This window comes from Siccirubricoccus sp. G192, assembly GCF_019084075.1.
In the GTDB taxonomy this organism is placed as follows: domain Bacteria; phylum Pseudomonadota; class Alphaproteobacteria; order Acetobacterales; family Acetobacteraceae; genus G192.
This window is the reverse complement of record NZ_JAHREN010000001.1, coordinates 1,147,272-1,171,499: the sequence shown is the minus strand read 5'-3', so window position 1 is coordinate 1,171,499 and position 24,228 is coordinate 1,147,272. Positions and strand designations below refer to the sequence as shown.

The following is a 24,228-nucleotide window of genomic DNA, read 5'->3' as shown; positions in this document are numbered from 1 at the left end:
GGCGGTACGATGCGCGCCGCGGACACCGACACGCCGACACTGCCGGAGGATCCCGCAGCACTGCGCGCGCTGCTGGTCGAGACACGGGTGCTGGTCGACACGCTGACTGCCGAGCGCGACACGCTGTCATCCAGATGCGACAGCGTGACCGCCGAACGCGACGCGCTGGTCGAGCGGAACGAGCGTCTCCGCCACCTGCTACTGAAGCTGCAGCGCCAGCAGTTCGGGCGGAAGTCGGAGCAGCTGACCGACGAGCAACTGCAGTTCGCCTTCGAGGAGATCGAGGCGACGCTGGCCGAGAATGCCGCGGAGGCGGGCAAGCAGTCGCCGGCGACCCGCGAGCAGCAGAAGCAACGCCGCCGGGCCAGCCGCGGCCGCCTGCCCGCGCACCTGCCGGAGATTGAGCAGGTGCTGGCGCCGGAGGCGACGACCTGCCCCTGCTGCCAGGGCCCGCTGGTCGAGATCGGCAGCGACACCGCCAGGCGGCTCGATTTGGCACGTTGATACCCTCCTCAATCTCGTGGGTAGGTCGAGAGATTAATGTGGCGAAGTTCTCCCCGAATAAGCTGCCGGAGCGCATCGATGGTCGCGGGTTCGTCGGGGAACAGATGGAGTTGGTACTTCGATCCGCGAGTGACGGTGATTCGCCCCGTGCGGATCCGGTGGTGGATCCATGCCTCCGAAACGCCGACCGCTTCGGCAAGCTGCGGTATTGTCAGCGCCCCCTCTACCCGGCGGCGCAGTTCCGGCCGGTATCGGATGCCCTGGGCGAGACGCAGCTTGCGGACCGTGTTCACCAGGACAGGTCGACCGTGGGCCAGGCGGTAGCCGCGCTCATTGAGAGTCGCGGCGATTTCGGCGTCAGCGGCTCCGGACCTCGCCATCGTCGCTACGCACCTCTCGATCTCGGCGATGCCGGACAGTTCGCGCAGGGCATGCCCGCCGGTGTCGGCAACCAGGTCGCTCCAGTCGCCGCCACTCCAGACGATCCGGACATTCACCCGGTCTGCTGCCGTGCGCTCCAGGACGACTTTCTCGATGAGGCACCGCAGCAGCGCCTTGCGCTGCGCAGGCGCGAGGCCAGGGTCTGCCCAGAGTGGCGGAAGGCTCTGCTGGATTTCCAGCAACTGCATTCGCAGCGTGGACGACGCAGCGCTGGCCGAGACCTTAGCGCCCTGGGATTCGAGGTCCATCCGATCATGGGCCGCCAGTGCTGCCTCAGCTGCGCGCAACTCGCTGAGGGCGGCCTCCCAGCGACGCTCCAACTCCGAGGCGACGAGGCGATTGTCCGGATCCACCTTGTCGAACTGGCGTTCCGCCAGGAGCGCGCGGTAACGGAGCCGTTCGATCTGCTGCGCGGCTGCGCGCCTGAGCGCGGCCTCGTTCTCGCGCCGCGTCGCCTCCGCCCGTTCGAATGCGTCCACCTCGGCCGGCGCCACGGCCTCGAGGAACGCCGAAGCCACCAGCGCATCCACCGGCGCCACGAGTACGTTCTGGCAGCGCGGCAGGCCCTGGTCGTTCTCGAGACTACGGCAGATGTAGCGCGCCCGGTTGTGGTACTGCACGGTCATCTTGCGGCCGCAGATCCCGCAGTGGACGAGGCCGTGCAGGAGGGCTGCACCGTCGCGCGGCACGCCCCGCGTCCCCTTGCGACAGTAGTCAGCGTAATTATCTTGCAGCGTGGCCACGATCGCCTCGTGCGTCTCCCAGCTAATGTAGGCAGGAAATCGATCCCGGACGACGACGCGCCATTCGGCTCGCGGGCGCGTGCGGGCCTTGGCGCGACCGCCGTCGGGCGGGCGCACCGCAGCTGTACGCCCGTAGACGAACGCGCCCGCGTAGGCCGGCTGCCGCAAGATACTGCAGATCGCATGCTTGGTCGGTGCGCGCCAGCAGAGGCCACCCTGGGGCCCCTCGCGCCTGGGCAGGGCGAGTTGGCGGGCCAGCAGCACCCGAAGTACCGCCTGGGCCGACCGGCGATCGAGGAAAGTGGAGAATACCAGCCGGATGCGATCCGCCACCTCGCGGTCGGGCGTGATGACGACCACCCCCGTGGGGTCGCGTTCGAGGCCGACCGGCAGCGGCAGCGCCAGGTCGCCACGGCCGGCTTTGGCGAGCAGCCCAGCGGTGAGCCGGCCACGAAGCGTGTGCATCTCCACCTCAGAGATCGTGCCCTTGAGGCCAAGCAGCAATCGGCCATTGCCGGTGGAGGGATCGTAGACCCCGTCCCTGTCGGCGATGAGGCAACGGCGGTACCCGCACAGATCGAGCAGGGGGTACCAATCGGAGCAGTTCCGGGTCAGTCGGGTGACCTCGTAGGAGAGCACGATGCCGACCTCGCCCAGGCCTACGCGGGCGAGCAATTCCTTGAAACCCGAGCGGTTGGCCGCGGTCGTGCCGCTCTCGCCTATGTCCTGGTCGATCACCTCGACATCCGCCTCGCGCCAACCGAGATCAACGGCGCGTTGGCGCAGCGCGTACTGCAGGCGTAGGCTCTCCCCGTTGCTCAGCACCTGGTGCGGCGTGGATTGGCGGACATAGATCAGGGCGCGCCGTGACAGGTGCGCCGGCGTGATCAGATCGGAGTGCATCACTCATCTCCCGCAGCGCCGATGCGAGCGCGGCAAGGGCGTACTCGCGTCGGGCGTCCGACAGGCGGGACCAGACTTCTCCGGGACGGATGCGCATGCCAGCGCCTCCCTGATCTCTCGGACGCGGGCAAGGAGAGAGGCCACGGCGTCGCCCGTGAGCTTGCTCCGCGGCGCATCAGCAGCGACGCGGAGACTCGTGCTGGAGATCGGGATCATCAGCAGCGCTTTGCCACCGTGCCTCACGTAAACGTGGCCACGGGTGAGGCGCGAGCCGGTCATGGAAACCAGCGGTAACTCCTTGCCGAACAGCGGATGACGCGGGTCGGTGACGCGCACCGAAACGTCCTCCGCCTCCGCAGCGCCCACCGCATCGGCAGGGGCATCAAGAGATGTTGTCGCTGGACGTGATCCCCGCCCAGTTCCGCGTCGTCGTGACGAAGCGGCCGAAGCTGGCGTGTCGCGCCTGCCCCGGCGTGGTCATGCAGGAGCCCGCGCCGGCCCGCCTGATTGAGGGGGGCATGCCGACCGAGGCAACGGTCGCGCATGTGCTGGTCTCCCGCTACGCGGATCACCTGCCCCTGTATCGGCAGGCGCAGATCCTGGCGCGCCAGGGGATCGAGATCGGCCGCGCGGTGCTTGCCGACTGGCTCGGCACGGCAGCCCGCGAGATCGCGCCCGTGGCGCGACGTATGCACGAGCTCCTGCAGACCTCGCCACGCCTGTTTGCGGACGAGACCACGATGCCGGTGCTCGACCCGGGGCGCGGTCAGACGAAGAAGGGCTATGCCTGGGCAATCGCCCGCGATGACCGGCCCTGGGGCGGCACCGATCCACCGGCTGTCGTGTTCCACTACGCGCCAGGCCGCGGCGCCAAGCATCCGAAGGCGCTGCTGGCCGATTACCAGGGCATCCTGCAATGCGATGGCTACGCCGCCTACAAGACGCTGGCCGCGGCCAAGGAGGGCATCACCCTCGCGTTCTGCTGGTCGCATGTACGAAGGGGGTTCATCGAGCTGGCCAAGGGCAACACCGCGCCGATCGCCACCGAGACGCTGCAGCGCATCGCCGCGCTCTACGCCATCGAGGCCGAAATCCGCGGCAAGCCGCCGGAGACCCGGCAGGCCGTCCGCCGGGCAAAGACCAAGCCACTGGTCGATGCGCTGTTCGCCTGGTTCGAGGACCAGCTCGCGCGCCTGCCCGGCGGCAGCCCGACCGCCAAGGCGATCCGCTATCCGCTGAACCACCGCGAGGGCCTGATCCAGTTCCTCGACGATGGCAGGATCGAGCTCGACACCAATGTGGTCGAGCGCGCCATCCGGCCCGTGTGCCTGAGCAGAAAGAACTCACTCTTTGCGTCCGGCGATGACGGCGGAACGCGGTGGTGCGCGGCAGCCTCGCTCGTCGAGACATGCAAACTGAATGGCGTCGACCCGCAGCGCTACTTCACCGACCTGCTTACCCGCCTGGTCAATGGCTGGCCCAACGACCGTATCGACGAGCTGATGCCCTGGTGCTAGGCCGACTCGCAGGAGCCGCCCTCCTCAGCTGAGGGCGCCAAGGGTCCGTAGCCGCCGCTTACTGTCCAGCAGGTCCGAGCGGTCGATCAGCCGTCGGGTGATGGCATGAGGGACCGGCACCTCGGCCTCCTGGACCGCCAGGCTCCTCCTTGAAAGCATGGAGCCAGGCGCCACTTACCATCCCACTGGATGGTGGGGGGATGGTGCCAATGGCTGACAACGTGCATCAACTGCGGCCCAAGGCCGGCGACACCGAGAAGATCACCATCAACCTCGGCTACGTCGATCTCGGCCATATCGACCTGCTGGTCCAGGATGGCTTCTACTCGAACCGTACCGACTTCATCCGCACCGCCATCCGCAACCAGATCGAGCGGCATGCCGAGGCGGCCAAGCAGTCCGTGGCCCGAAGGAGCCTCGACCTTGGCCTCCGGCACTACAGCCGCCAGGACCTGGAGGCGGCCCGGGCTGCCGGCCAGATGCTCGAGATCCGGGTGCTGGGCCTCGCCAGCATCGCCGGGGATGTCTCGCCCGAGCTCGCCCGCGCCACGATCGCCTCAGTCTCCGTGCTCGGGGCGCTACAGGCCAGCCCGGCGGTGAAGGCCGCCCTCGCCGACCGAAGTCGCTGACCATCCCCAAACCAGCCGAAGCACCCCTTCGGCAGGGCCGCCGCTTTCACCTGCTTCCCTTACCGACACCCCAAGCGGGATGCGGATCGAGCCTCCTTGCGAGGAGGCCTGACCTGCGCCTGCGCACAGAAAGCACCTGACATGAACGCCATGCTGCCCCCTGACATGCTCGAGGCGACCCGCCTCACCCGCGAAGGCCGGCTCACTGAGGCCAGCGCGCTGCTGCAGCGCCTGTTCCACAACCAGGGTGTCCCGGATGCTGCGTCCGGCACCCCGCACGGCACTGCCGCCCCTTCTGCCGGGCGCCGCCCGCGTATCCTCGATGTGGACCCCGAGACGGGTAAGACGACGGATCCTGGGCCAGCCTCACCTGCCAGGGCGGCGCGCGGCTTCGCAGCCAGGCTGCGGCCGACCAACGGGCCTGCAGGGCCAACCCTGCCGCAGATGCCGGAGGCGCTGCGCGGCTTCCTTGGGCAGCTCAACAGCGGCGGCGGCCTGCAGCCGGGACCGGGCGGGCTGGGCATGCGTGCTCCGGCGCAGGCTCCCGATCCGCTGCCGGACGGGGCCCAGTTTGTCACCGGGTCCTTCAGCAGCGACGCCGGGACCCGCGGCCACAAGCTCTACATCCCCAGCACCTACCGCGGCGAACCAGTGCCGCTGCTGGTCATGCTGCATGGCTGCACCCAGTCACCGGATGACTTCGCCGCGGGCACCCGCATGAACACGCTGTCGGAGGAGCACGCCTGCCTGGTGGTCTATCCGGGGCAGCCGAGCTCGGCCAATGCCCAGAAGTGCTGGAATTGGTTCAGCCCAGGCGACCAACAGCGCGATCAGGGCGAGCCCTCGTTGATCGCCGGCATCACCCGCCAGATCATGCGCGACCATGCGGTTGATCCGCGACGCGTCTATGTCGCCGGGCTCTCCGCTGGCGGGGCAGCGGCCGCCATCATGGGGGTGACCTATCCCGATCTCTACGCCGCGGTCGGGGTGCATTCCGGGCTAGCCTGCGGAGCCGCCCGCGACATCCCCTCCGCCTTTGCCGCCATGCGGCAGGGTTCTGCGGCACCATACCAGTCGGCCGAAGGGGGCCGGCGGGTTGTCCCGACCATCGTGTTCCACGCGGACCAGGACGGTACGGTGAGCCCCCGTAACGGCGACCAGGTCATCGCCCAGGCGAGGGCGGCGGCAGCCATCGGCCTGCAGGCCAGGACGGAGCGTGGCCAGGTGCCCGGCGGGCATGCCTACAGCCGCACCCTGCACACCGATGCCAGTGGCCAGCCGATGCTCGAGCAGTGGGTCATCCATGGCGGCGGCCATGCCTGGTCCGGCGGCAGCCCGGCCGGCTCCTACACCGATCCTCGCGGACCCGACGCCTCGCGCGAGATGCTCCGCTTCTTCCTCGACCACCCGCATCCCGCCACCGCATAGCGGGCTGCGGAGCCGACGCTCAGCTAGGGGCGTCGGCTCCAATGCGGCGCAGACGCTGGACCGGAGCTGAGTGACCAACCGATACTCACGGGACCAACACCAAACGCCGGGGCCCAACCGTATGCCGACCCTCATGACCCGCCCGACCTTCGAGCGCCTGGCGCAGGTGCGAGCCCAGTTGATCGACCAGGGCTTCGCTCCTGCCACGCCGGAACGACCGGGCATCGCCGGCCTCTTCCTCCCCTGGGCCGGCCAGCGGCTGGTGGAGGCCGGGGGCATCTACTGGGTCGGCGCCGCTACCGAAGGTGCCTACGGCAGCGAGGGCGAGCAGACCTTTGAGGCTTGCCACGAAAGAGCCGCTAGGCTCTGTGATCGTGGCCCGCATGCCCTACCACAATGCCCTCTGGCACGCATTCGTAATCGCCGCTGCTACGTGCCACTACGTGGTGGTCCTCCACCTCGCCGCAGCCGCCGGCTGACGGGCATTCGGTACGGCCGTCAGCGATTGGTCACGCCACCGAACTGCCTGTTCCTTGTTGGTGGCGCGGGCATCGGATCCGGGTAGCAGGCCATGGCAACCAGCGCCGCCGCTCCTCAGGCCGCGCAGTGATGAGCGGGCAAGCGTGACCTCCACGCATCCGTGCCCTTCGCCAGACGTGAATGCCCGGCCCTCAGCGTCGCGCCCTGCCCTTCTGGATCTCACGCTCGATCGCTGCGCGCTCGGCCGAACCGGCCCGGCGGATGATCTCCCGGACGATGGCGGGAGATACGCGGTGCCGCTTCGCGAGGTAGGCGACCTCCTCCTCGACCTTGATGGCGGCGGTCGGGTCCGCGCTCTCCGCCTTCGTCCTGCTTTGTACCACGGAATACCCCTGTGATTAGGGCGCCGCTCAAAACGGGGCCCAGTGCGAAGACCCCCGGTCGAGCGCCCGCCGGCAGCCCTTTGGGCACACTGCCCAACGGTCAGCGCCCTGGTCAGCGAAACATCGGACCGCAGCCGGCCCGAGACTGCCCTCAGCCCAGTGGCGTGGCTGGCCCGCGTCGGATCTGGCTCTCCCGCACCACACGCTCGTGGCCGTCACGGACGTTCCTCACCCGGTACTCGCGGTCACTGGAGTCGTTGGGCAGCTGGCGAACGACCGTGTAGATTCCAGGCTGGGCGGTGCCATCGAACCTGGCGGGCACGAACTCGATGCTTTGCCCGACTGTGAAGCTGTGAAGCGGCATGGCGGTTCCTCGCGGGGCGGTTTCGGCGACGGCGCCGATACAGGGTGATTGGGCGGCCCGCGCGCCGTGTCGCCCCGAGGTCAGCCGATAAGGTCGAGAATAATCCGGCGGAGTTCTTCCCGCGTCAGGCCCGCTTGCTCGGGTTCCCGGGGAGCGGCAACGACTGGCTCAGCCGCAGTGGCCGCATTGGTTGAGTGGGACTCGCCCCGAGCCCGAACGGGTGTCACGGACATACTTCCTTTCGCGGCGACGTCGGTTTGGACGCCGACCTGCGAGGTCATAGTTTCAGTCAACGCAGCGATGTTTGTGCGATGCGTGGCCGGACGCGGATAGCGCGGCCACCGGCATGCCGATCGCAACCTCCGCCTCCTCCCGATCCGGGAAGGCGAGGCGGCAGGAGGAGCGGTCGCTGAAGCGGCCGCTCCTCCCTGGCGGTCAGGCCAGCTTCAGATTGCCGGCCGAGCTCTTGCCCTGCTGGCCCTGCTGCAGGTCGTATTGCAGCTTCTGGCCTTCCTGCGGGTTGCCGATCCCGGCGCGCTCGACGTCGGAGATGTGGAGGAAGACATCCTTGGAGCCGTCGTCGGGCTGAATGAAGCCGTAGCCCTTGGTCGCGTTGAACCACTTTACGGTGCCGATGGCCATGATGGTGTTCCGTTCATGACAAAATGCCGCCGGCGCGGGATCGCGCGGCGGATCAAGCTTCGAGGGGAAACGGAAACCAGGCTCGGCGCTCAATCATGAGCAGGGAGAGCAGGCCGAACCAAACGAGTTTGACCGGACCCATATGGGGCACCAAGGCACCCGTCGCAATCCCCAACGCGCTGATTGTAAGGCCGCTACGCCCTTATTCCGTCACCTGACGTGCGCGGACCATCAAGGCCGCGGCCAAGCACTTCTCCAGCCACGGCCAGCCCGCTACGGGGAGCGTTCGGCATTGCCGATTTGGGAGGCTCGAGTGGCGTACTCTAACCGGCCTTCTCGCCCTGACTGAACCGGTCGGCTTCCGACCCAGCGCGCATGGCTGGTTCTCAAACGCGAAGCTCAGATGCCCTGGCTGAGATCGCCGGGGTAAAAGGTCTTCCTCTGCACCCAGCGGAAGCTCTCGTGTTTGGTAATCGCGGCTAGCTCGATCGCACCGCCGACTACCTTTGGCAGTGAGACGGCAAATCCAACAAAGTCTATTGTAGCCTCAGCAGGGTGTAGCCCTAACCAATACGGCGGCGTTCAGCCGCTGTCGGCCGCCAGAGCCTTGGCCAGCTCTCGCGGGTCGACAGGTATTGCCTGGACGACAGCGCCGGTGCGGGTCGTCTGAAGCGTGATCGTGGTCGAGACCCGCCGATAGGCCGGGAAGGAGAGGCCTTCGATGAGTTCCTCTTCGGTTTCCACGGCATAGGTCCCAGCGGGCTGTGGCTCTGCCCACCCCTTCAGTAGGAAAGAGCGCCTGAAGATCATGTCCTCGCGGCGCGTCCGGTTCAACACGGCTAACCTCCCTCAATATGGGCTAAATCAACACAGCATTGCGCCGGGGCCGGCGAAGTGGCGGATCCCACGATGCCTCTGCATGGTGCGTCGGTGGCCCCGGCCCGCGCCCAGCCGCGCACGCCGCGGCACAGCCGGTGTCGGTCGCCTATATCGCGGCCCACCTGGTGCGCTCCAAGCAGGTTCGCCGCCGTCCTTAACACTACCAACGATCCGCCCCACCGTGCGGCGTCTCCCCAGACGCTCTGGCTTTCCACCCTTGGATCCTCAGGGGTGCGGCGTGGATCCGTCACGCGTGCCGGCCTGGGAATTGATCAGACGACATTGGCGCCAGACACGCATTGGTGGCGGGCGAGGTGACCAAGTCGGCATGGCCTCATCGCCACGCCCGCCAACCTTCATGCCTTATCTGGGCTAGTAATCCGACTCGCCCATGCTGTCGCCCGACGATCCGCCATTCCGGCCCTGCCTCTCAACGTGCTCGCCGACCATTGCCTCGGTGGTGATCAGCAGCCCGGCAACCGAGGCCGCGTGCTGCAGCGCAGCTCGCACGACCTTGGTCGGGTCGATGATGCCGGCCGCCACCAGGTCCTTGTGCTCGCCGGTCTGCGCGTCGAAGCCCCAGTCGTAGTCGGTATTCTCCAGCACCTTGCCGGAGATTACCGCCCCGTCCTCGCCCGCGTTTTCAGCGATCTGCCGTAGTGGGGCTTGGACAGCCCGCCGCACGATCTCGATGCCGAAGCCCTGGTCGCGGTTGGCTGGGTGCAACTTGGCCAGGACCAGGCCGGCGCGCGCGAGTGCGACGCCGCCGCCCGGCACAATGCCTTCTTCGACCGCGGCGCGGGTCGCGTGCAGGGCGTCATCGACGCGGTCCTTGCGCTCCTTCACCTCGACCTCGGTGGAGCCGCCGACGCGGATCACCGCCACGCCGCCGGCCAGCTTCGCCAGCCGCTCCTGCAGCTTCTCGCGATCGTAATCCGAGGTGGTGTCCTCGATCTGTGCCCGGATCTGCTCGACACGGCCCTTGATGGTGTCCTTGGAGCCGGCACCATCGACGATGGTGGTCGCCTCCTTCTCGATCCGTACATTCTTCGCGGAGCCGAGCTGGGCCAATGTCACGTTCTCGAGCTTGATGCCGAGGTCCTCGGAGATCACCTGACCGCCCGTGAGAGCCGCGATATCCTCGAGCATCGCTTTGCGGCGATCACCGAAGCCCGGCGCCTTCACGGCCGCGACCTTCAGGCCGCCACGGAGCTTGTTGACCACCAGGGTGGCCAGCGCCTCGCCCTCAATGTCCTCCGCGATGATCAGCAACGGGCGGCCTGACTGCACCACCGCCTCGAGCAGCGGCAGCAGCACCTGCAGGCCCGAGAGCTTCTTCTCGTGGATCAGGATGTAGGGATTGTCCAGGTTGACGATCATCTTCTCCGCGTTGGTGATGAAGTACGGAGAGAGATAGCCACGGTCGAACTGCATCCCGTCGACCACATCGAGCTCGGTCTCGATGCCCTTCGCTTCCTCGATCGTGATGACACCCTCGTTGCCGACCTTCTGCATGGCCCGCGCGATCATCTCGCCGATCTCGCGTTCGCCGTTGGCGGAGATCGTACCGACCTGCGCCGTCTCCGCCTCGGTGGTGATCTTTCGGGTGCGCGCGGCGAGTTCACCGACCAAGGCGGCCACGGCGAGGTCCACGCCGCGCCTGAGGTCCATCGGGTTCATGCCGGCGGCAACCGCCTTGCCGCCCTCACGGACGATCGCCTGCGCCAACACGATGGCCGTTGTGGTGCCGTCGCCAGCGATGTCATTGGTTTTCGAGGCCACCTCACGCACCATCTGCGCGCCCATGTTCTCGAACTTGTCGGCCAGCTCGATCTCCTTGGCGACAGTGACGCCATCCTTGGTGATCCGCGGTGCGCCGTAGCTCTTGTCGAGGACGACATTGCGACCCTTGGGCCCGAGCGTTACCTTCACCGCATCGGAGAGGATGTCGACGCCGCGCAGCATGCGCTTGCGTGCGTCTTCGCCGAAACGAACGTCTTTGGCTGCCATGATGCCTGGTGCTCCTGATGGGGGGGGGTGGTGGGGCGGACTCGGCGGAAGGCGGTGTCAGGCAGCTTTCCTGGCCACCGCGGGGGCGCCCTCGACCACGCCCATGAGGTCAGACTCCTTCATGATCAGCAGATCCTCGCCGTCGATCTTGACCTCGGTGCCCGACCACTTGCCGAACAGCACGCGGTCACCGGCCTTGACGTCGAGGGCCGTGACCACGCCCGCGTCGTTGCGGGCACCCGGACCGGCGGCCACAACCTCACCCTCCATCGGCTTCTCCTGCACCGTGTCGGGGATGATGATGCCGCCCTTGGTCTTCTCCTCGGCATCGAGCCGGCGGACAACGACCCGGTCGTGCAGGGGGGCGCAAATTCATGGCGGGGATCTTTCTGGTGCCAGCGTCGCGGCTGGTCTGCTTGCCCGCTCAGACAGCGACCGGCACCGTTGACCGGCCGGCTGGCACTCTGCCCTCGGGAGTGCCAGAGAGGTGGGTGGCCGCCAACCTGGTTACAAGGCAGGAACAGACGCTTGCGGCGTTCTGTTCGAAAATCGCGCCAGAGGTGCTGGGATCTATGGGCGGCTACAGGCAGGGTCTCTCCCGGGCAGGATTGGACCGCGCGCTCTTGGAAGCGAAGCAGGAGGCGGCCAGATTACGATGCCGGGGACGGCCTCGCTCCCCTGGGCTGTAGGCATCCCCACGGACGGCGGGACGCCCAACCGGCATATTCCTGTGCATCTTTGACGGCGGGGAGCTAGGGTTCGCCCTGGATCCGGGCCGATCCGAGGGGCAAGCATGGAGGCCTCGGCGCTCTTCGACTGGATAGCGCAGCACCGCGAGACGCTCGCCTGGCTGGCGGGCGGCGTGGCGACCGCCGCCGGCGGGCTGTGGATGGTGGTCCGCTACTTCCTCGACCGCAGCGCCAGCCATTCCGCCCCAGACCGTGCTCCCAAGACCCCGGGCAAGCCGGCCGGCCCCGTGGTGACCGCGGCCGGCGGGCTCGGCGCGGGCCGTACCCTGCGGGTTGGGCGTGACGTCACCCTCACCCAGAACCGCATCCCGGGGGCAGCCTTCGGGCTCGCCGCCCTGGGCCTGCTGCTGCTCGGCTACGCCCTCGTCACCAGCGGCGACCAGATCACGGCGCAGAACAGCAACGTGAACACCGGTGCCCTGAGCAACAGCCGGATGGAGGTGAACCCCTCCGGGCCGGTGGGTGGGCCCAACCGGTGATTGCTCGGGCCGCGGTGCTCACCCTGCTGCTGGCGGGCCCGCTCGCGTCCTGGCCCGTTCCCGCCCAGTTCCTCGGCGATCGGACCGAAGCCACCTGCGCCAACGTCAACCTGGGTTTGCCCCGTCTCGGTGGACATCCACGAAGCTTTCGCGTGAGGTGTCCCCCAATGCCCAAAACCCATCCTGCGTACGCGCCGGAGTTCCGGCGCCAAATGGTCGAGCTGGTCCGTGCCGGACGCGACCCGGCCGACCTTGCCCGCGAGTTCGAACCCTCCGCCCAGGCCATTCGGAACTGGGTGGCTTCTGCCGACCGGCAGGAGGGTCGGCGTGAGGTGAAACCTGCCCCCGCCGAGACCGGCCTGAATGCCACCGAGCGCGAGGAGCTCGCGCGGCTCAGGCGCGAGAACAAGCAGCTGCGCCAGGAGCGCGACATTCTCTCTCGAGCGGCGGCCTGGTTTGCCCGCGAGACCGGGACGATCCCGTCCGGGTCTTCGAGTTCATGAAGGCAAACCAGGCCTCCTTCCCGATCACCCGGATGGCCCGCCTGCTCGGCGTCTCGCGCGCCGGCTACTACGCTTGGCTCGGTCGGCCTCTGTCGGCCCGTGCCGAGGAGGATGCGGCGCTGCTGCGGCGGATCCGCACCGTGCACGCGACCTCGCGCCAGACCTACGCCGCGCTTACGGTGCATGCCGCCCTGCGCTCTGCCGGTATCCGGCACGGCCGCAAGCGCATTGCACGGCTCATGCGCAGCACCGGGCTGGTCGGTGCCAGCCATCGCCGCGGCGGACCGGTGACAACCCGCCGTGACGACAGCAGCAGGCCGGCGCCGGACCTGGTCGACCGCAACTTCACGGCCAGCGGTCCCAACCAGCTATGGGTCGCAGACATCACGTTCATTCCCACGGCAGCCGGCTTCCTCTACCTCGCCGTCGTGCTCGATGTCTGGAGCCGCAAGGTCGTTGGCTGGGCTACCGCCAACCATCTCCGCACCGAGCTGGTGCTCGATGCGCTCGACATGGCCGTCGGCCAACGCCGGCCGCGCGGCGTCATTCACCACTCGGATCAGGGGTCGCAACCCAGGCTCAACTGGTCGTCGCAACGCCTGCCTGAGCCGATCGCAGCGCCTCGTCAAGCGCTTCGGCTGGCGTTCTCCAGCCGAGCGTCTTGCGAGGCCTGCCATTGAGCGCCGCAGCCACGGCCGCGAGGTCATCGGCGCCGTGCGCGCTCAGGTCAGTCCCCTTCGGGAAGTACTGCCGCAGCAGCCCGTTGGTGTTCTCGTTCGTGCCACGCTGCCACGGGCTGTGCGGCTCGCAGAAGTACACCTGCACGCCGGTGTCGATCCGCAGCCGGGCGTGCTCGCTCATCTCCGCCCCCTGGTCCCAGGTCAGCGACCGGCGCAGCGCCTCCGGCAGGGTGGTGATCATGCGGGTGATGGCGTCGCGCACCGCTTCCGCCCCATGCCCGGCCAGCGCCGGGCCGTTCTTGACGCGCGTTCCCTCTCCATGACCCGGCATGCGGGGCAGGTGCAGCAGCATCGTGAACCGCGTCGTGCGCTCCACCAGGGTGCCGATTGCTGAGCTGCCAAGGCCAAGGATGAGGTCTCCCTCCCAATGCCCCGGCACGGCCCGGTCGTCCGCCTCCGCCGGGCGCTGGCTGATCAGCACCTCGGGCGCGACATGCGACTTGCCGCGCCCCCGGCTCCGCGCCCGCGGCACGCGCAGCGCCCGCCCGGTTCGCAGGCAGGCCGTCAGCTCGCGGCGCAGCGCGCCGCGGCCCTGGACGTAGAGCGACTGGTAGATGGCCTCATGGCTGATCCGCATCGCACCATCGCCAGGAAAGTCGAGCCGCAGCCGCCGCGAGATCTGCTGCGGGCTCCATCCTCTCGCCCAGCGCCGAGGCTGCCTCGGTCCATGCCGCCGGCCCTTCCACGGCACCGCCGGTCCGGGCACCGTAGCCCCGCCTGGAGAGACCACGGCACCCGCCAGCCGATCTTGCACATACGCCCTCAGCGCCGGGTGCGTCACCAGCTTCGCCGGCTTCGGACGCCGCGCCGCCCGCTCAGCATGCCACTGCGCCGTCGTGGCCCTGTACTCCAGGTTGCCGCTGCGCGTGGCCGCATTGCGCCGTAGCTCGCGCGAGACCGTCGATGCCGCCCGTCGCAGCCGCCGGGCAACCTCTCGCACTCCACAGCCCTGGGCTCGCAGCAGCGCAATCTCCTCGCGCTCCGCAAACAACAGGTATCGTCCCGAAGGCGGCTTTGACGACCGCCCGAGCGTCGATGGTGGCATCCCGCCCGCCTCCCGAAACCAGCGGGACCCAACCGCCTCCGACACCCCCACGCCGATCGCCGCGTCCCAGCTCGACTGTCCCGCCGCAATCAACGTCCAGAAGCGCCGCTGGTCCTCACGCCGGGCTACTCCCGGGCGGCCTGGCGAAGGAGACTTCGCCCGCAAAGCCCGATCCGAACGCCGCCGACCCGCCATCGCAACCACCCTCCGCCTTGGTGTTGCGACGACCACTTGAATCCACCCAATATACGTCCCTGGCGTTCGGCAAGCGCTGCAGAGAAGCCGGCATCCGGCCGTCCATGGGTTCCGTCGGCGACGCCTATGACAATGCCCTGTGCGAGAGCTTCTTCGCCATCCTGGAATGCGAGTTGCTCGCGCGACGCCGCTTCGCCTCCCACGCCGAAGCGCGCATGGCAACCTTCAGCTTCATCGAGGCCTGGTACAACCCAGCCAGGCTCCATTCATCGCTGGGCTACCGATCGCCCATGACCTACGAAAAAGAGGAGCATCAAGCCGCCACAGCAGACCCGTAATCAACCAAGCCCATCAACTGTCCACCAGAGCGGGACAAACCCAGTCAACGCCGTCGCGGGCGCATTCGCGGGCCACCTTGTCGTATTCGCGCAGCACCGTCGGCAGCCGGAGCTGCTTGAGATGATGCGCCAGCAGGACCTGTGGCGTCCCCTGGCTGGTGCCATGCGGCATGGCATCGGCTGCGGTCATGCCGCCTGCTCCTGCAGCAGCGCAGCGTAGTCCGCGGCCCGGGTCATGCGCACGTCGGTGCCCGGCAGATAGGGATAGGCGGTCAGGTCGAGCCTGGCCGGACGCCGCTCGATCCGCGCCAGGACGATCTGCCGGACCGCGTCAAAGCCGATGGCGCCGAGATGGATGGCCTCGGCCACCGCGGCAGCCACCACCTCCTTGGCGGCGATCTCCAGCAGCCGCAGGACCTGGATGAACTCCCGCTTGCCGCGGTTGCCCATACGCGCCTCCAGCAGCTGGCGGAGGTGCTGGAAGGCCGGTGGCAAAGCCCAGCCCTGGAGGGCCGCCGCCTGGTCGAGCGCGCCCGGCTTGGTTTCGAGCAGCGCCAGGTAGTGCAGCGGGTCGTAGACGAACTCGCCGTGGCCATAGGAGCGAGCGTGGCGGGCGATCGGCGCGCCGTCGCACAGGATCACCACCGCGTCGACGAAGCCCTTCACCAGCACCGTCTGGAACCCATGCGCGGTCGGCACCGAGTAGCCATTGCCGCGATAGCGGACCAGGGCAGTGGACGACACCCGCGCGCTGATCGTCTCGCAGGGCTCCAGGGCAACACCCGGCAGGTGCTGCAGCGCCGCCAGATCCGCTGCCAGACGCGTGCCGATCGTCTCGGCATGCCGGCCCGCCCGGTCGGACTGCCGCAGCCGGCAGCGCTCCGCCAGCATGGCGTTGAGCGCCTCGTAGCTAGCGGCGATCGGCACCGGAGTGAGGAAGTTAGAGCGGGCAAACTTCACCAGCCCCTCCACCTTGCCTTTGTCGTTCCCCTTGCCGGGCCGGCCAAACCGGTCCTGGAACAGGTAATGGCTGACCAGGCCGGTGAAGGCTCGCGTCCGCTCGCGCTTGCCGTCGCCGCAGATCCTGGCCACCGCGATCTTGAGATTGTCGTAGAGGATCGACAGCGGCACGCCGCCGAAGAAGGCGAAGGACGACACGTGCCCGTCGAGGAACGCCTCGGTCGTCTCGCGCGGGTAGGCCTTCACGAAGCAGGCGTCCGACTGTGGCAGGTCCAGGCAGAAGAAATGCACCTTCTGGCGAACCCCGCCGATCACCGCCACCGCCTCACCGAAATCCACCTGGGCATGGCCGGGCGGGTGCGCCAATGGCACGAAAGTCTCCCGGCCACGCGCCCGCTGCCGTCGCACATGATCCTTCACCACCGTATAGCCGCCGCCATAGCCATGCTCGTCGCGCAGCCGCTCGAAGATCCGCTTGGCCGTATGCTGCTGCTTGGGCGGAGCCGCCCGGTCTGCCTCCAGGATCGCCTCGATCACCGGGGTCAGCGGCCCCAACTTGGGCTTGTCGGCCGGCTTGGTCCGCACATACCCCGGCGGCGCCGAGTATCGGCACATCTTGGCAACCGTGTCCCGGCTCAGCCCAAAAACCCGGGCCGCCTCCCGCCGGCTGTGACCCTCCATGAAAACAAACCGCCGGACCGCCGCGTAGGTCTCCACCACAAACATCTCCCGGCGCATCCCCTGATCCCTCAGGGCATCCGCCTACCACTGGCCGGGTTTTACACCGCCCGCAGCCGCATCATGCCGCCGCTCCAGTGGCCGACTTTCTCTCCGCCGCGCACAGCCACTCGTCGTTCTGCTCGAGCATGAGGGCGCCGACGAGCCTGACGACGGCTGCGGCATTTGGAAATATGCCGACCACGTCGGTGCGGCGCTTGATCTCGCCGTTGAGACGCTCAATGGGGTTCGTGCTGGCAATCTGTGGCCAGTGCTCGCGCGGGAAGGCGGTGTAGGCCAGGACATCCTCGCGTGCGTCATCCATCAGTTCGGCCAGCTTCGGCGCCCGCTCGCGCAGCGCGTCGGCGACGCTGTTCCACTGGCTGCGGGCGTCAGCCGCGGTCTCCTGGGCGAAGATGGTCTTCAGCATGGCGATGACGGCGGGACGCTGCTTGGCCGGCACGTGGGCCAATGCGCTCCTCATCCAGTGCACTCGGCACCGCTGAAGGCTGGCGTGGAACACCTTGGAGGCGGCGGCGCGCAGGCCCTTGTGGTCATCGGCGATCACCAGCCTGACCCCGCGCAGGCCGCGGTCGGCCAGCGAGCGCAAGAACCCCTTCCAGAAGACCTCTGCTTCGGAAGCACCGGTGGCCACGCCCAGCACCTCCCGCCGGCCATCGGTGTTCACGCCAACAGCGATTATCGTCGCGGTCGAGACAATGCGGCCGCCCTCGCGCGCCTTCACGTAAGTGGCGTCGATCCACAGGTAGGGCCATTGGCCCTCGATTGGGCGGGTGAGGAAGGCCCCCACCCGGCCATCGATCTCCTCGACCAGGCGGCTGACCTCGCTCTTGGACACGCCCGAGGCGCCCAGCGCCTTGACCAGGTCATCAACGGCGCGGGTCGAGATCCCCTGGATGTACGCTTCCTGGATGACCGCGGTCAGCGCCTTCTCAGCGGTGCGCCTCGGCTCAAGAAAGGACGGAAGGTACCTGCCCCGGCGCAGGCGCGGGATCTCCAGGTCGATCCGCCCGACCCGGGTGTCCCAGGCCCGCGCACGATACCCGTTCCGCTGCACCAGCCGGGCGGGCTCCCGCTCCCCGTGCGCCGCCCCGGTGCGGACCTGCACCTCGGCCTCCATCAGCCTTTCGGCGGCAAAGCCCAGCATCTCGCGCACCAGGTCGGCATCCGCGCGCTTCTCGATCAGCTCCAGCAGCGCCATTCTGTCGTCGGTCATCGTCGTCTCCGTGCTTGGGGTTCCGATTCGCAACCAGAACCTTAGCCGGAGATCGACGATGGCCACCGCACCCGGGCGGCCACGCCGTGGATAAGTGGCCTGCCTGCGCTCCGCTCCTGGGGCACGCTTCGGCAGGCCACTTACCCACAGCTGCTACACCAACCGTCGGGACACGAGCCCTGCTCGCTCCGGAGTGCGCAACGGTCGCAGCTTTACCTACATCTTCCGTTCCGCTGCTCCTCAGAGCCCTTTCCTGGCGGCATTTGCCGGCCTCGACCGTCTTGCACTGCCGGGGAGCGCTTTGATCAGAAGGTGGCAGACGCCCCAAAACCGCAGTAAATTTAGCCCATAACCCAACTTTAAGTTGCGCAATGGACCTGGAGCTGGCCTTTTGAGCCGTATCCAGCTTGGTTGCGCTTTGCAGCCCGCCCCTTGAAGCGAAGGATCACTGCGTTGCTTCATCGTTTGTTGGCGGCCGATGCGCCGGAGTTCATGCGTGACGGCACGGCAAAGCGGCAATAGGCTGGCGGCCTTGCGATATTTCAAGGCAGCCGCGACAGCCAATCCCAAGGATCGGCAGGCGCGGATAGAACTCGCCCGAGAGTTGGCGGCCCTGGGTCGCCAGGACATGGCTGAGGCCGTGTTGCGGAGACTTCCTAGTGAGCGAGTGACGCACAGCCGAGAGAGCCAGCGCCTCGCCGCAGCCTAAAGGGCGAGATGCTCCGCTTCTTCCTCGATCACCCCGTATCCCGCGACTGCATAGCAGGCTTTGGACCCGATGCTCAGTGTTTGAACGTTGGCTTTGGAGCGGCGGTGGTGCAGACCCTGGGCCAGCGCTGCAGCAGGGCAGACGACGAGGGGTGGCGAGCGCAATCGGGTCAGCCGCCGAGCCTGAGACCGGTCCGGCGGACCACCTCACCCCAGAGCCGGGTTTCGTCGGCGATGAAGGCGGCAGCCTCCGTCGGCGGGCTGCCGACCGGCTTGCAGGCCTGCTCCATCAAGCGCCGCTCGACCTCAGGCCGCTGCACCGCCGCGACAACATCGGCGCCGATGCGCGCGACCAGCGCATCCGGCGTGTCGCGCGGCGCCATGACCGCATACCAGGCTATTGCATTAACCCCGCTGAGCCCGGCTTCGGCGACGGTCGGAATATCCGGCAACCGCGCCGCGCGCTCCTCCGCGCAGATGGCGAGGATGCGGATCGTGCCTGCAAGGTGGTTCGGGAACGAGAACGCGATGTTATCAAAGAAGACGTCCACATGTCCGGCGACCAAGTCATTCAGCGCCGGCGCGGTGCCGCTGTAGGGCACGTGATTGAAGCGGACGCCGGCGCGGTGCTCGAACAGCACGGCAGTCAGGTGCGACGTCGTCCCGAGCCCCTGGTTGGCCGCGTTCAGCCGACCTGGCTCCGCCTTCGCGCGCCGGATAAGTTCCTCCAGCGAGGTGATACCGGAGCGGATCGACACGTCCACGACATTCGGCGCGCTTGCCAGCAGGCTCACCGCCTTTAGCTTCGTCGGGTCGAAGGGAAGGTTGGCATAGAGATGCTGGTTGATGGCGATGGGCGGCGGCGGAGAGGCAAGCAGCGTGTAGCCATCGGGCTCGGCATTCGCGACCAGCGCCGTGCCGATGTTGCCGCCGGCGCCGGCGCGGTTGTCGATCACGATCGGCTGCCGCCAGACCGGCCGGAGCGCCTCTGCCACGATGCGCGGCACCAAATCAGCGGTGCCGCCGGCGGGAAAGGGCACGATGATCCTCACCGGCTGGCTGGGCCAGGCCGGCTGCGCCTCGGCTGCGCCGGGTGCCAGTCGTGACAGGGCACCCGCTGCGACCACCGTTCCAAGGCTCCGTCGCTTCATGGTGGATCCCCTCTCGCCCACCCCGCCGTCACTACAGAAGCTCCGCGACGGCCGCCTTCGCTTCGGGCACGACATCATGGTCGTAGAGCCAGCGCCGGAAGGCCGCATGCGCAGCGATCTCCGCATCGCGCACGGCAAGGTCGGCATAGAGGCTGTCGTAGCGCAGCCCGTTCTGGCGTGCGCCGCGCTGGACCTCTGCCACACGTTCGCTCCGCAGCTTCTCATAGGCGAGCAGCCTGGCGGGCGCTGTGTAGCGGTCGGCGCGTGCGAGTATCGTCGCGAGCGCCATACCGTCTTCGATCGACTGGTTGGCGCCCTGACCGAGATGCGGGAGCATCGGATGCGCGGCGTCGCCGAGCAGCGTGAGCCGCCCACGTGTCCACGAGGGCAGCGGCTCGCGATCGTAGAGCGCCCAGCGGAAGGTGTGCCGCACCTCGCGAAGTAGCCCGCCGATCCGCTCGTCCCAGCCGGCGAACTCCGCGCGGAGCTGGTCGGGGTCGCCCGGCGCCGACCAGGATTCCTGCATCTCCTTGTCCGTCGGGACGAAGCCCACATAGTTGAAGAGCCTGCCGGCACGCACGGGGAAGACCAGGAAGTGCTTTCCCTTGCCGAGCCACATTTGCCAGCGATCCGTCGGCCAGTGCGGGACCCGCTCATGCGGGACCAGGCCGCGATAGGCGACCGAGCTCGAGAAGATGGGGCACGACGGTGGCGCCACATATTGCCGCAGCTCGGAATGGATGCCGTCCGCGGCCACCACCAGCTCGGCCTCAACTGACGCGCCGTTGGCAAAGGTGAGACAGGCCCTCTCGTCATCCTGACGGAAGCCCGTGCAGCGGTGCCCGGTATGCACGACCTCGGGCGGCAGCCTGGCCGTGAGCATCGCTACCAGGTCGGCGCGGTGCATGCCATAGGTCGCGTTCCAGCCAGAGGAATCGGTCACCTGCACCGGCGCGATAGGCGTGCCGTCCTCCCGGAAATAGCACGATTCGAAGCCTACCCTGGCACCCCAGCGCTCGACCTCGGGACCCAGCCCGACTCGCTCGAGCTGGCGCACGCTGTTGGGTGTCAGGTAAACGCCGGCTCCGATATCGCCGAGTTCCGGCGCCTGCTCGTATACCGCGACCTGCAGCCCTGCCTCACGCAACGCGATGGCGGTGAACAGCCCACCGATTCCGCCGCCGATGACCGCTACGCGGAGCCCAGCGCTCATCGTCCCGCTCCCTGTTCGGTCGGACCACGCAAGGGATTGGTCCGGACTTTTGGAACCTAAGTAGGTGGCCAAAAGTCTTCTATCAGGTTCCTGAGCCAGAAGTGCTTTGAAGCCATCCCGGCCTTGCGGCACGCCTGCTGGGGTGTCAGTCCCAGCACCCAGTCTGCGGCATCGCTGGCCAGAGCATTCACCGAGGTGGCCTGCCGATTGGCGGCGATGAGCCGCTTCAGTTCGCGCCAGAGTTGGTCCATGGCGTTCAGTTCCGGAGCCTGCTTGGGCAGCCAAAGGAACCGGATGCCAAGCGCCGCGGCCAGCATCTGGGTGCGCGCGGCGGTGTGTGCGCTGGCCCGGTCGGCCAGGAGCCAAATCGTGCCGGCGGCGCGGTAGCGGCGTCGCACCTCGCGCAAGAAGACCTGCGCATCGGCAGCGCCGGCACGCGGACGGACGAGCACGACCCGGTGCGCGGTCCGCAGGTCGATCGCGCCGAACAGCACTCGCTTGGCGTTCGCGCCGGTGATCGGCACGGTGGCCTGCGTGCCCTTGAGAGCCCAGGCCGCGCGCAGCGGGGGAAACAGCCGCAGCAATGTCCAGTCGCAGCACAGCAGCACGTCGCCGGCGCGCCAGCCAGCGCGCAGGCGCCGGATTATTCCCCTTTTTTCTGGGCCAGATGTACTGCCCGTCCGACGTAGACGTAGCGGGGCCGCTTCCAGCGGTAGTTCGCCTCATGCAGGCGGCGGCGCAGCGTTCGGGCGCCGACCGTGATGCCGTGACGTCGGTGCAGATACTGCCTGAGCAGAGGCACCGTCCAACTCGTCGCCTGATAGCCGCAGCCGCGCGGGTCGCGTGCCAGGGCCGCCGCCAGGCGGCACGGAGTGAGCCGCGGGGCCGAGTGCGGTCGCCCGGGGCGCGGGCGGTCCGCCAGGGCGGCGGCATCATGGGCCGCCAGGTAGCGTTCGAGCCACCCGCGAACACTGAACCGTGTGGCGCGCACGTGCCGGGCCACCTCACTGATTGGCTGTCCTTCAGCGACCAGCAGCACCGCCTCGACCCGGCGGTACAACCGTGCCTCGCGCGCCACCGATAACACACGCTCAAGGCGGCGCCGATCGGCCGGAAAAAACCGCTGCACCTCACGCTTTGCATGTCCACGCATGCCAGCCAGTGTGCCAGCAAGATCAGACTGGTCGAAAACTTTTGGCTACCTACTTAGCAGGGTCACGATACAGGTGCACCGGCTGAGGCGAGGATGCATTCCCGACCCAGCCGTCTCCGGTGGAGGATTGTCGCTCCGCCGCCCTCACCGGAAGTCCCGGCTCTTGCCGAGGACCGGCCGCGGCGCGGCCGAGCCCGGATCCAGCCGCGGCACCGCGTCAGCGCGCCCCAGCCCCCTCTCCGCCCAGGCTGCTTCGCCGGCATGGCTCCGCCGCAGCCCGTCCAGCAGGTCCGAGCGGTCGAGCAGCCGCCGGGCGATGACATGGAGGATCGGCACCTCGGCGCCTTCGGTCTGCCGCTCGACCCGCCCCTCCACGACCAGTAGCCGTGCCCCGAGGAGCGCCGCCCGGTCGCGCTCGCCAATCTGGGCATAGACCACGATGTTGGCCTGGCCGTGCTCATCCTCGAGGGTGACAAAGACGATGCCCTTGGCGGTGCCCGGGCGCTGACGCATCAGCACCAGGCCAGGAAGCCGGATCCAGCCACCCTGGCGCAGAGTGGCGAGCTGCCGTGTATCAGCGAGGTGGAACCGGTCCAGCTCTGGCCGCAGCAGGGCCAGCGGATGCACGCGCAGCGTCAGGCCGGTGGCGCCATAGTCCTCCACCACCGCCTCCCCTTCCCGCTCGACTGGCAGCCTGGGGTCCGGCTCGAGGATCAGCGGCGGGTCGCTCTCAGCGGCACGGAACAGCGGCAGGGTGTCCGCAGTCCGCCGCTCCATCGCGGCAGCCGCCCACAAGGCGGTCCGGCGTGGTGAGCCGAGACCGGTGAAGGCATCCGCGGCCGCCAGGGCCTGTAGCGCGGGCCGCCCGACGCCGGCTCGCCGGGCGACCTCCTCGACCGAGGCGAAAGGCGCGCCATTGCCGGCCCGCCGGGCCTTGGCCACGGCCTTGCCGTCCTCCGCGGCAAGGCCGGCCACCAGCCCCAGCCCCAGCCGCAGCGCCAGGCCGTCGGCGCTCGCCCGATCGGGCTCCAGGGAGCAGTCCCACTCGCTGGCATTGACCTCGATCGGCCGCACCACCACCCGGTGCTCGCGGGCATCGGCGCGGAGCGCATCCCGGCGTGCGAAGGCCAGCAGCCGGCGCGTCACCGAGATGCCGCGGTCGGCCGCCTCCAGCACCATGCCGGCGAAGCGCCGTACGGCCGGAGCATCACTGCCGCGCCGTAGGATCATCCTGGCACCGCCGGTGATTGCCTGCAGGACGTTGTTGAAGTCGTGCGCCACCCCGCCGGCGAGTTGGCCCAGGGCCTCCAGCTTCTGTGCCTGCGCCAGTTGGGCCATCGCTTGCTCACGGTCCGCCACGGCCTCGGCCACTCGCTGCTCGAGCGTCTCGTTGAGACGCCGTAGCTCCGCTTCTGCGCGTTCGGCATCCTGCCGGCGCGTCACGTCGACCTGCGAGGCGAAGAAATGGCGGATGTGGCCGTCCGGATCGCGGACCGGGCTGATGAACAGGCGGTTCCAGAAGGCCGAGCCATCCCGGCGGTAGTTCAGAAGCTCGGTCGTGACATCCTCGCCCGCCGCGATGGCCTGCCTGATCTCGGCCACCGCCCCCGGATCCGTCGCCGGCCCCTGCAGGAAGCGACAGTTGCGCCCAAGCACCTCCGCCTCGGCATAGCCGGTCAGCTCGAGGAAGGCGCCGTTGGCGAAGATAATGGGGTTGTCCGGCAGGGCGGGATCGGTGACCACCATCGGCATGCGGGTGCGCTCGAAGGCGGCGTAGAAGGGACAGTCGTAGCTGGGTGCCGGTCCGTCGTGCCGCTGTCCCGCCGCATCCACCCCAGCCTCGTCCAGCAGGAGCCTCAGGCGTGCGATCTCCGCCTTGAGCTCGGCTTCCGGGCTGCCGCCGGTTTCAGCGCTGCCTGGCACGTCAGCCCGCACTGCCAGGAAGGAGCTGCAACTCCGGCGAGAGATAGAGGCTGAGCTCGCAAACGAACGGGCGACAAGCAACCGAAATAGCCATCGCCACCAACGTCCTGAACCGGATGCTGGATCTCGGGCGGCCGGAGTACATCCGGATCACATGACCCCGCACGAGGCAGGGATCGACGCGTTCATACCGT

General features: G+C 68.3%; 21 protein-coding genes and 3 pseudogenes. 9 read left to right on the top strand and 15 right to left on the bottom strand.

What is annotated here, in order from left to right:
* The first annotated feature begins 9 nt into the window (after positions 1–9).
* The gene (locus KSF81_RS05615) at positions 10–504 is read left to right on the top strand and encodes a hypothetical protein (RefSeq protein WP_217378134.1); all 495 of its coding nucleotides are present in this window, start codon (positions 10–12) and stop codon (positions 502–504) included.
* An 8-nt stretch (positions 505–512) separates the two neighbouring features.
* Here the strand turns inward: KSF81_RS05615 and KSF81_RS05610 are convergent, their stop codons facing one another.
* The gene (locus tag KSF81_RS05610) at positions 513–2,591 is read right to left on the bottom strand and encodes a recombinase family protein (protein ID WP_217378044.1); all 2,079 of its coding nucleotides are present in this window, start codon (positions 2,589–2,591) and stop codon (positions 513–515) included.
* Positions 2,592–2,959: 368 nt separating this feature from the next.
* Between KSF81_RS05610 and tnpC the strand changes: the two are divergent.
* The 3 genes and pseudogenes from tnpC to KSF81_RS05595 all read left to right on the top strand — a co-directional run.
* Positions 2,960–4,108 (top strand): annotated as a pseudogene (gene tnpC, locus KSF81_RS05605) (IS66 family transposase); the annotation flags it as partial.
* Positions 4,109–4,317: 209 nt separating this feature from the next.
* Positions 4,318–4,737, top strand: coding sequence for a CopG family transcriptional regulator (locus KSF81_RS05600; RefSeq protein ID WP_217378133.1), 420 nt, complete (start codon positions 4,318–4,320; stop codon positions 4,735–4,737).
* Between the two features lie 141 nt (positions 4,738–4,878).
* Positions 4,879–6,165, top strand: coding sequence for a PHB depolymerase family esterase (locus KSF81_RS05595; RefSeq protein ID WP_217378132.1), 1,287 nt, complete (start codon positions 4,879–4,881; stop codon positions 6,163–6,165).
* A 671-nt stretch (positions 6,166–6,836) separates the two neighbouring features.
* On the opposite strand, the gene KSF81_RS05590 is transcribed toward KSF81_RS05595, so the two are convergent.
* From KSF81_RS05590 to groES, 5 genes are all read right to left on the bottom strand, one after another.
* Complete coding sequence (locus tag KSF81_RS05590) at positions 6,837–7,028, bottom strand: hypothetical protein (protein WP_217378131.1); 192 nt, start codon at positions 7,026–7,028, stop codon at positions 6,837–6,839.
* A 799-nt stretch (positions 7,029–7,827) separates the two neighbouring features.
* Positions 7,828–8,034: a cold-shock protein gene (locus KSF81_RS05585; protein ID WP_217378130.1), complete on the bottom strand. Its 207-nt coding sequence runs from the start codon at positions 8,032–8,034 to the stop codon at positions 7,828–7,830.
* A gap of 582 nt (positions 8,035–8,616) precedes the next feature.
* Positions 8,617–8,871, bottom strand: a complete 255-nt coding sequence (locus tag KSF81_RS05580; RefSeq protein WP_375293304.1) for a hypothetical protein — start codon at positions 8,869–8,871, stop codon at positions 8,617–8,619.
* A 414-nt stretch (positions 8,872–9,285) separates the two neighbouring features.
* The gene (groL, locus tag KSF81_RS05575) at positions 9,286–10,923 is read right to left on the bottom strand and encodes a chaperonin GroEL (protein WP_217378128.1); all 1,638 of its coding nucleotides are present in this window, start codon (positions 10,921–10,923) and stop codon (positions 9,286–9,288) included.
* A 57-nt stretch (positions 10,924–10,980) separates the two neighbouring features.
* Entirely contained in the window at positions 10,981–11,295 is a 315-nt protein-coding gene (gene groES, locus KSF81_RS05570) for a co-chaperone GroES (RefSeq protein WP_217381576.1), read from the bottom strand.
* A 421-nt stretch (positions 11,296–11,716) separates the two neighbouring features.
* Here groES and KSF81_RS05565 point away from each other — a divergent pair, with 421 nt between their 5' ends.
* The 3 genes from KSF81_RS05565 (at position 11,717) to KSF81_RS05555 (ending at position 13,334) form a co-directional block, all read left to right on the top strand.
* Entirely contained in the window at positions 11,717–12,151 is a 435-nt protein-coding gene (locus tag KSF81_RS05565) for a hypothetical protein (RefSeq protein ID WP_217378127.1), read from the top strand.
* Positions 12,152–12,318: 167 nt separating this feature from the next.
* Complete coding sequence (locus KSF81_RS05560; protein ID WP_256444243.1) at positions 12,319–12,654, top strand: transposase; 336 nt, start codon at positions 12,319–12,321, stop codon at positions 12,652–12,654.
* Positions 12,651–13,334, top strand: coding sequence for an IS3 family transposase (locus KSF81_RS05555; RefSeq protein ID WP_254453373.1), 684 nt, complete (start codon positions 12,651–12,653; stop codon positions 13,332–13,334). The genes KSF81_RS05560 and KSF81_RS05555 overlap by 4 nt, the downstream gene beginning before the upstream one ends.
* Here KSF81_RS05555 and KSF81_RS05550 read toward each other — a convergent pair.
* Positions 13,234–14,634, bottom strand: a complete 1,401-nt coding sequence (locus KSF81_RS05550; RefSeq protein ID WP_217378041.1) for an IS30 family transposase — start codon at positions 14,632–14,634, stop codon at positions 13,234–13,236. The two genes, KSF81_RS05555 and KSF81_RS05550, sit on opposite strands and share 101 nt — an antisense overlap.
* Before the next feature lie 2 nt (positions 14,635–14,636).
* Here KSF81_RS05550 and KSF81_RS05545 point away from each other — a divergent pair.
* Positions 14,637–14,972: pseudogene (locus KSF81_RS05545) on the top strand (transposase); the annotation flags it as partial.
* Positions 14,973–15,015: 43 nt separating this feature from the next.
* On the opposite strand, the pseudogene KSF81_RS05540 reads toward KSF81_RS05545, so the two are convergent.
* The 3 genes and pseudogenes from KSF81_RS05540 to KSF81_RS05530 all read right to left on the bottom strand — a co-directional run.
* A pseudogene (locus tag KSF81_RS05540) lies at positions 15,016–15,144 on the bottom strand (ATP-binding protein); the annotation flags it as partial.
* A gap of 14 nt (positions 15,145–15,158) precedes the next feature.
* Entirely contained in the window at positions 15,159–16,658 is a 1,500-nt protein-coding gene (istA, locus tag KSF81_RS05535) for an IS21 family transposase (RefSeq protein WP_217381574.1), read from the bottom strand.
* 73 nt (positions 16,659–16,731) lie between these two features.
* Positions 16,732–17,886 carry an IS256 family transposase gene (locus KSF81_RS05530; protein WP_217378126.1) on the bottom strand — a complete coding sequence of 385 codons (1,155 nt, stop codon included), beginning with the start codon at positions 17,884–17,886 and terminating at the stop codon, positions 16,732–16,734.
* A gap of 478 nt (positions 17,887–18,364) precedes the next feature.
* On the opposite strand from KSF81_RS05530, the gene KSF81_RS31900 reads away from it, so the two are divergent.
* Entirely contained in the window at positions 18,365–18,595 is a 231-nt protein-coding gene (locus tag KSF81_RS31900) for a tetratricopeptide repeat protein (RefSeq protein WP_375293303.1), read from the top strand.
* A gap of 169 nt (positions 18,596–18,764) precedes the next feature.
* Here KSF81_RS31900 and KSF81_RS05520 read toward each other — a convergent pair whose 3' ends face one another.
* From KSF81_RS05520 to KSF81_RS31115, 5 genes are all read right to left on the bottom strand, one after another.
* Positions 18,765–19,646 (bottom strand): tripartite tricarboxylate transporter substrate binding protein, encoded by an 882-nt coding sequence (locus tag KSF81_RS05520; RefSeq protein ID WP_217378124.1) that lies wholly within the window; start codon positions 19,644–19,646, stop codon positions 18,765–18,767.
* A 130-nt stretch (positions 19,647–19,776) separates the two neighbouring features.
* Positions 19,777–20,958, bottom strand: coding sequence for an FAD-dependent oxidoreductase (locus KSF81_RS05515; RefSeq protein ID WP_217378123.1), 1,182 nt, complete (start codon positions 20,956–20,958; stop codon positions 19,777–19,779).
* A 56-nt stretch (positions 20,959–21,014) separates the two neighbouring features.
* Positions 21,015–21,566, bottom strand: coding sequence for a transposase (locus KSF81_RS05510; protein WP_217377317.1), 552 nt, complete (start codon positions 21,564–21,566; stop codon positions 21,015–21,017).
* Positions 21,567–21,601: 35 nt separating this feature from the next.
* Positions 21,602–22,111 (bottom strand): helix-turn-helix domain-containing protein, encoded by a 510-nt coding sequence (locus KSF81_RS05505; RefSeq protein WP_217377316.1) that lies wholly within the window; start codon positions 22,109–22,111, stop codon positions 21,602–21,604.
* Between the two features lie 144 nt (positions 22,112–22,255).
* Positions 22,256–24,034, bottom strand: coding sequence for a PAS domain-containing protein (locus KSF81_RS31115; RefSeq protein ID WP_309139480.1), 1,779 nt, complete (start codon positions 24,032–24,034; stop codon positions 22,256–22,258).
* Between the last annotated feature and the right edge of the window lie 194 nt (positions 24,035–24,228).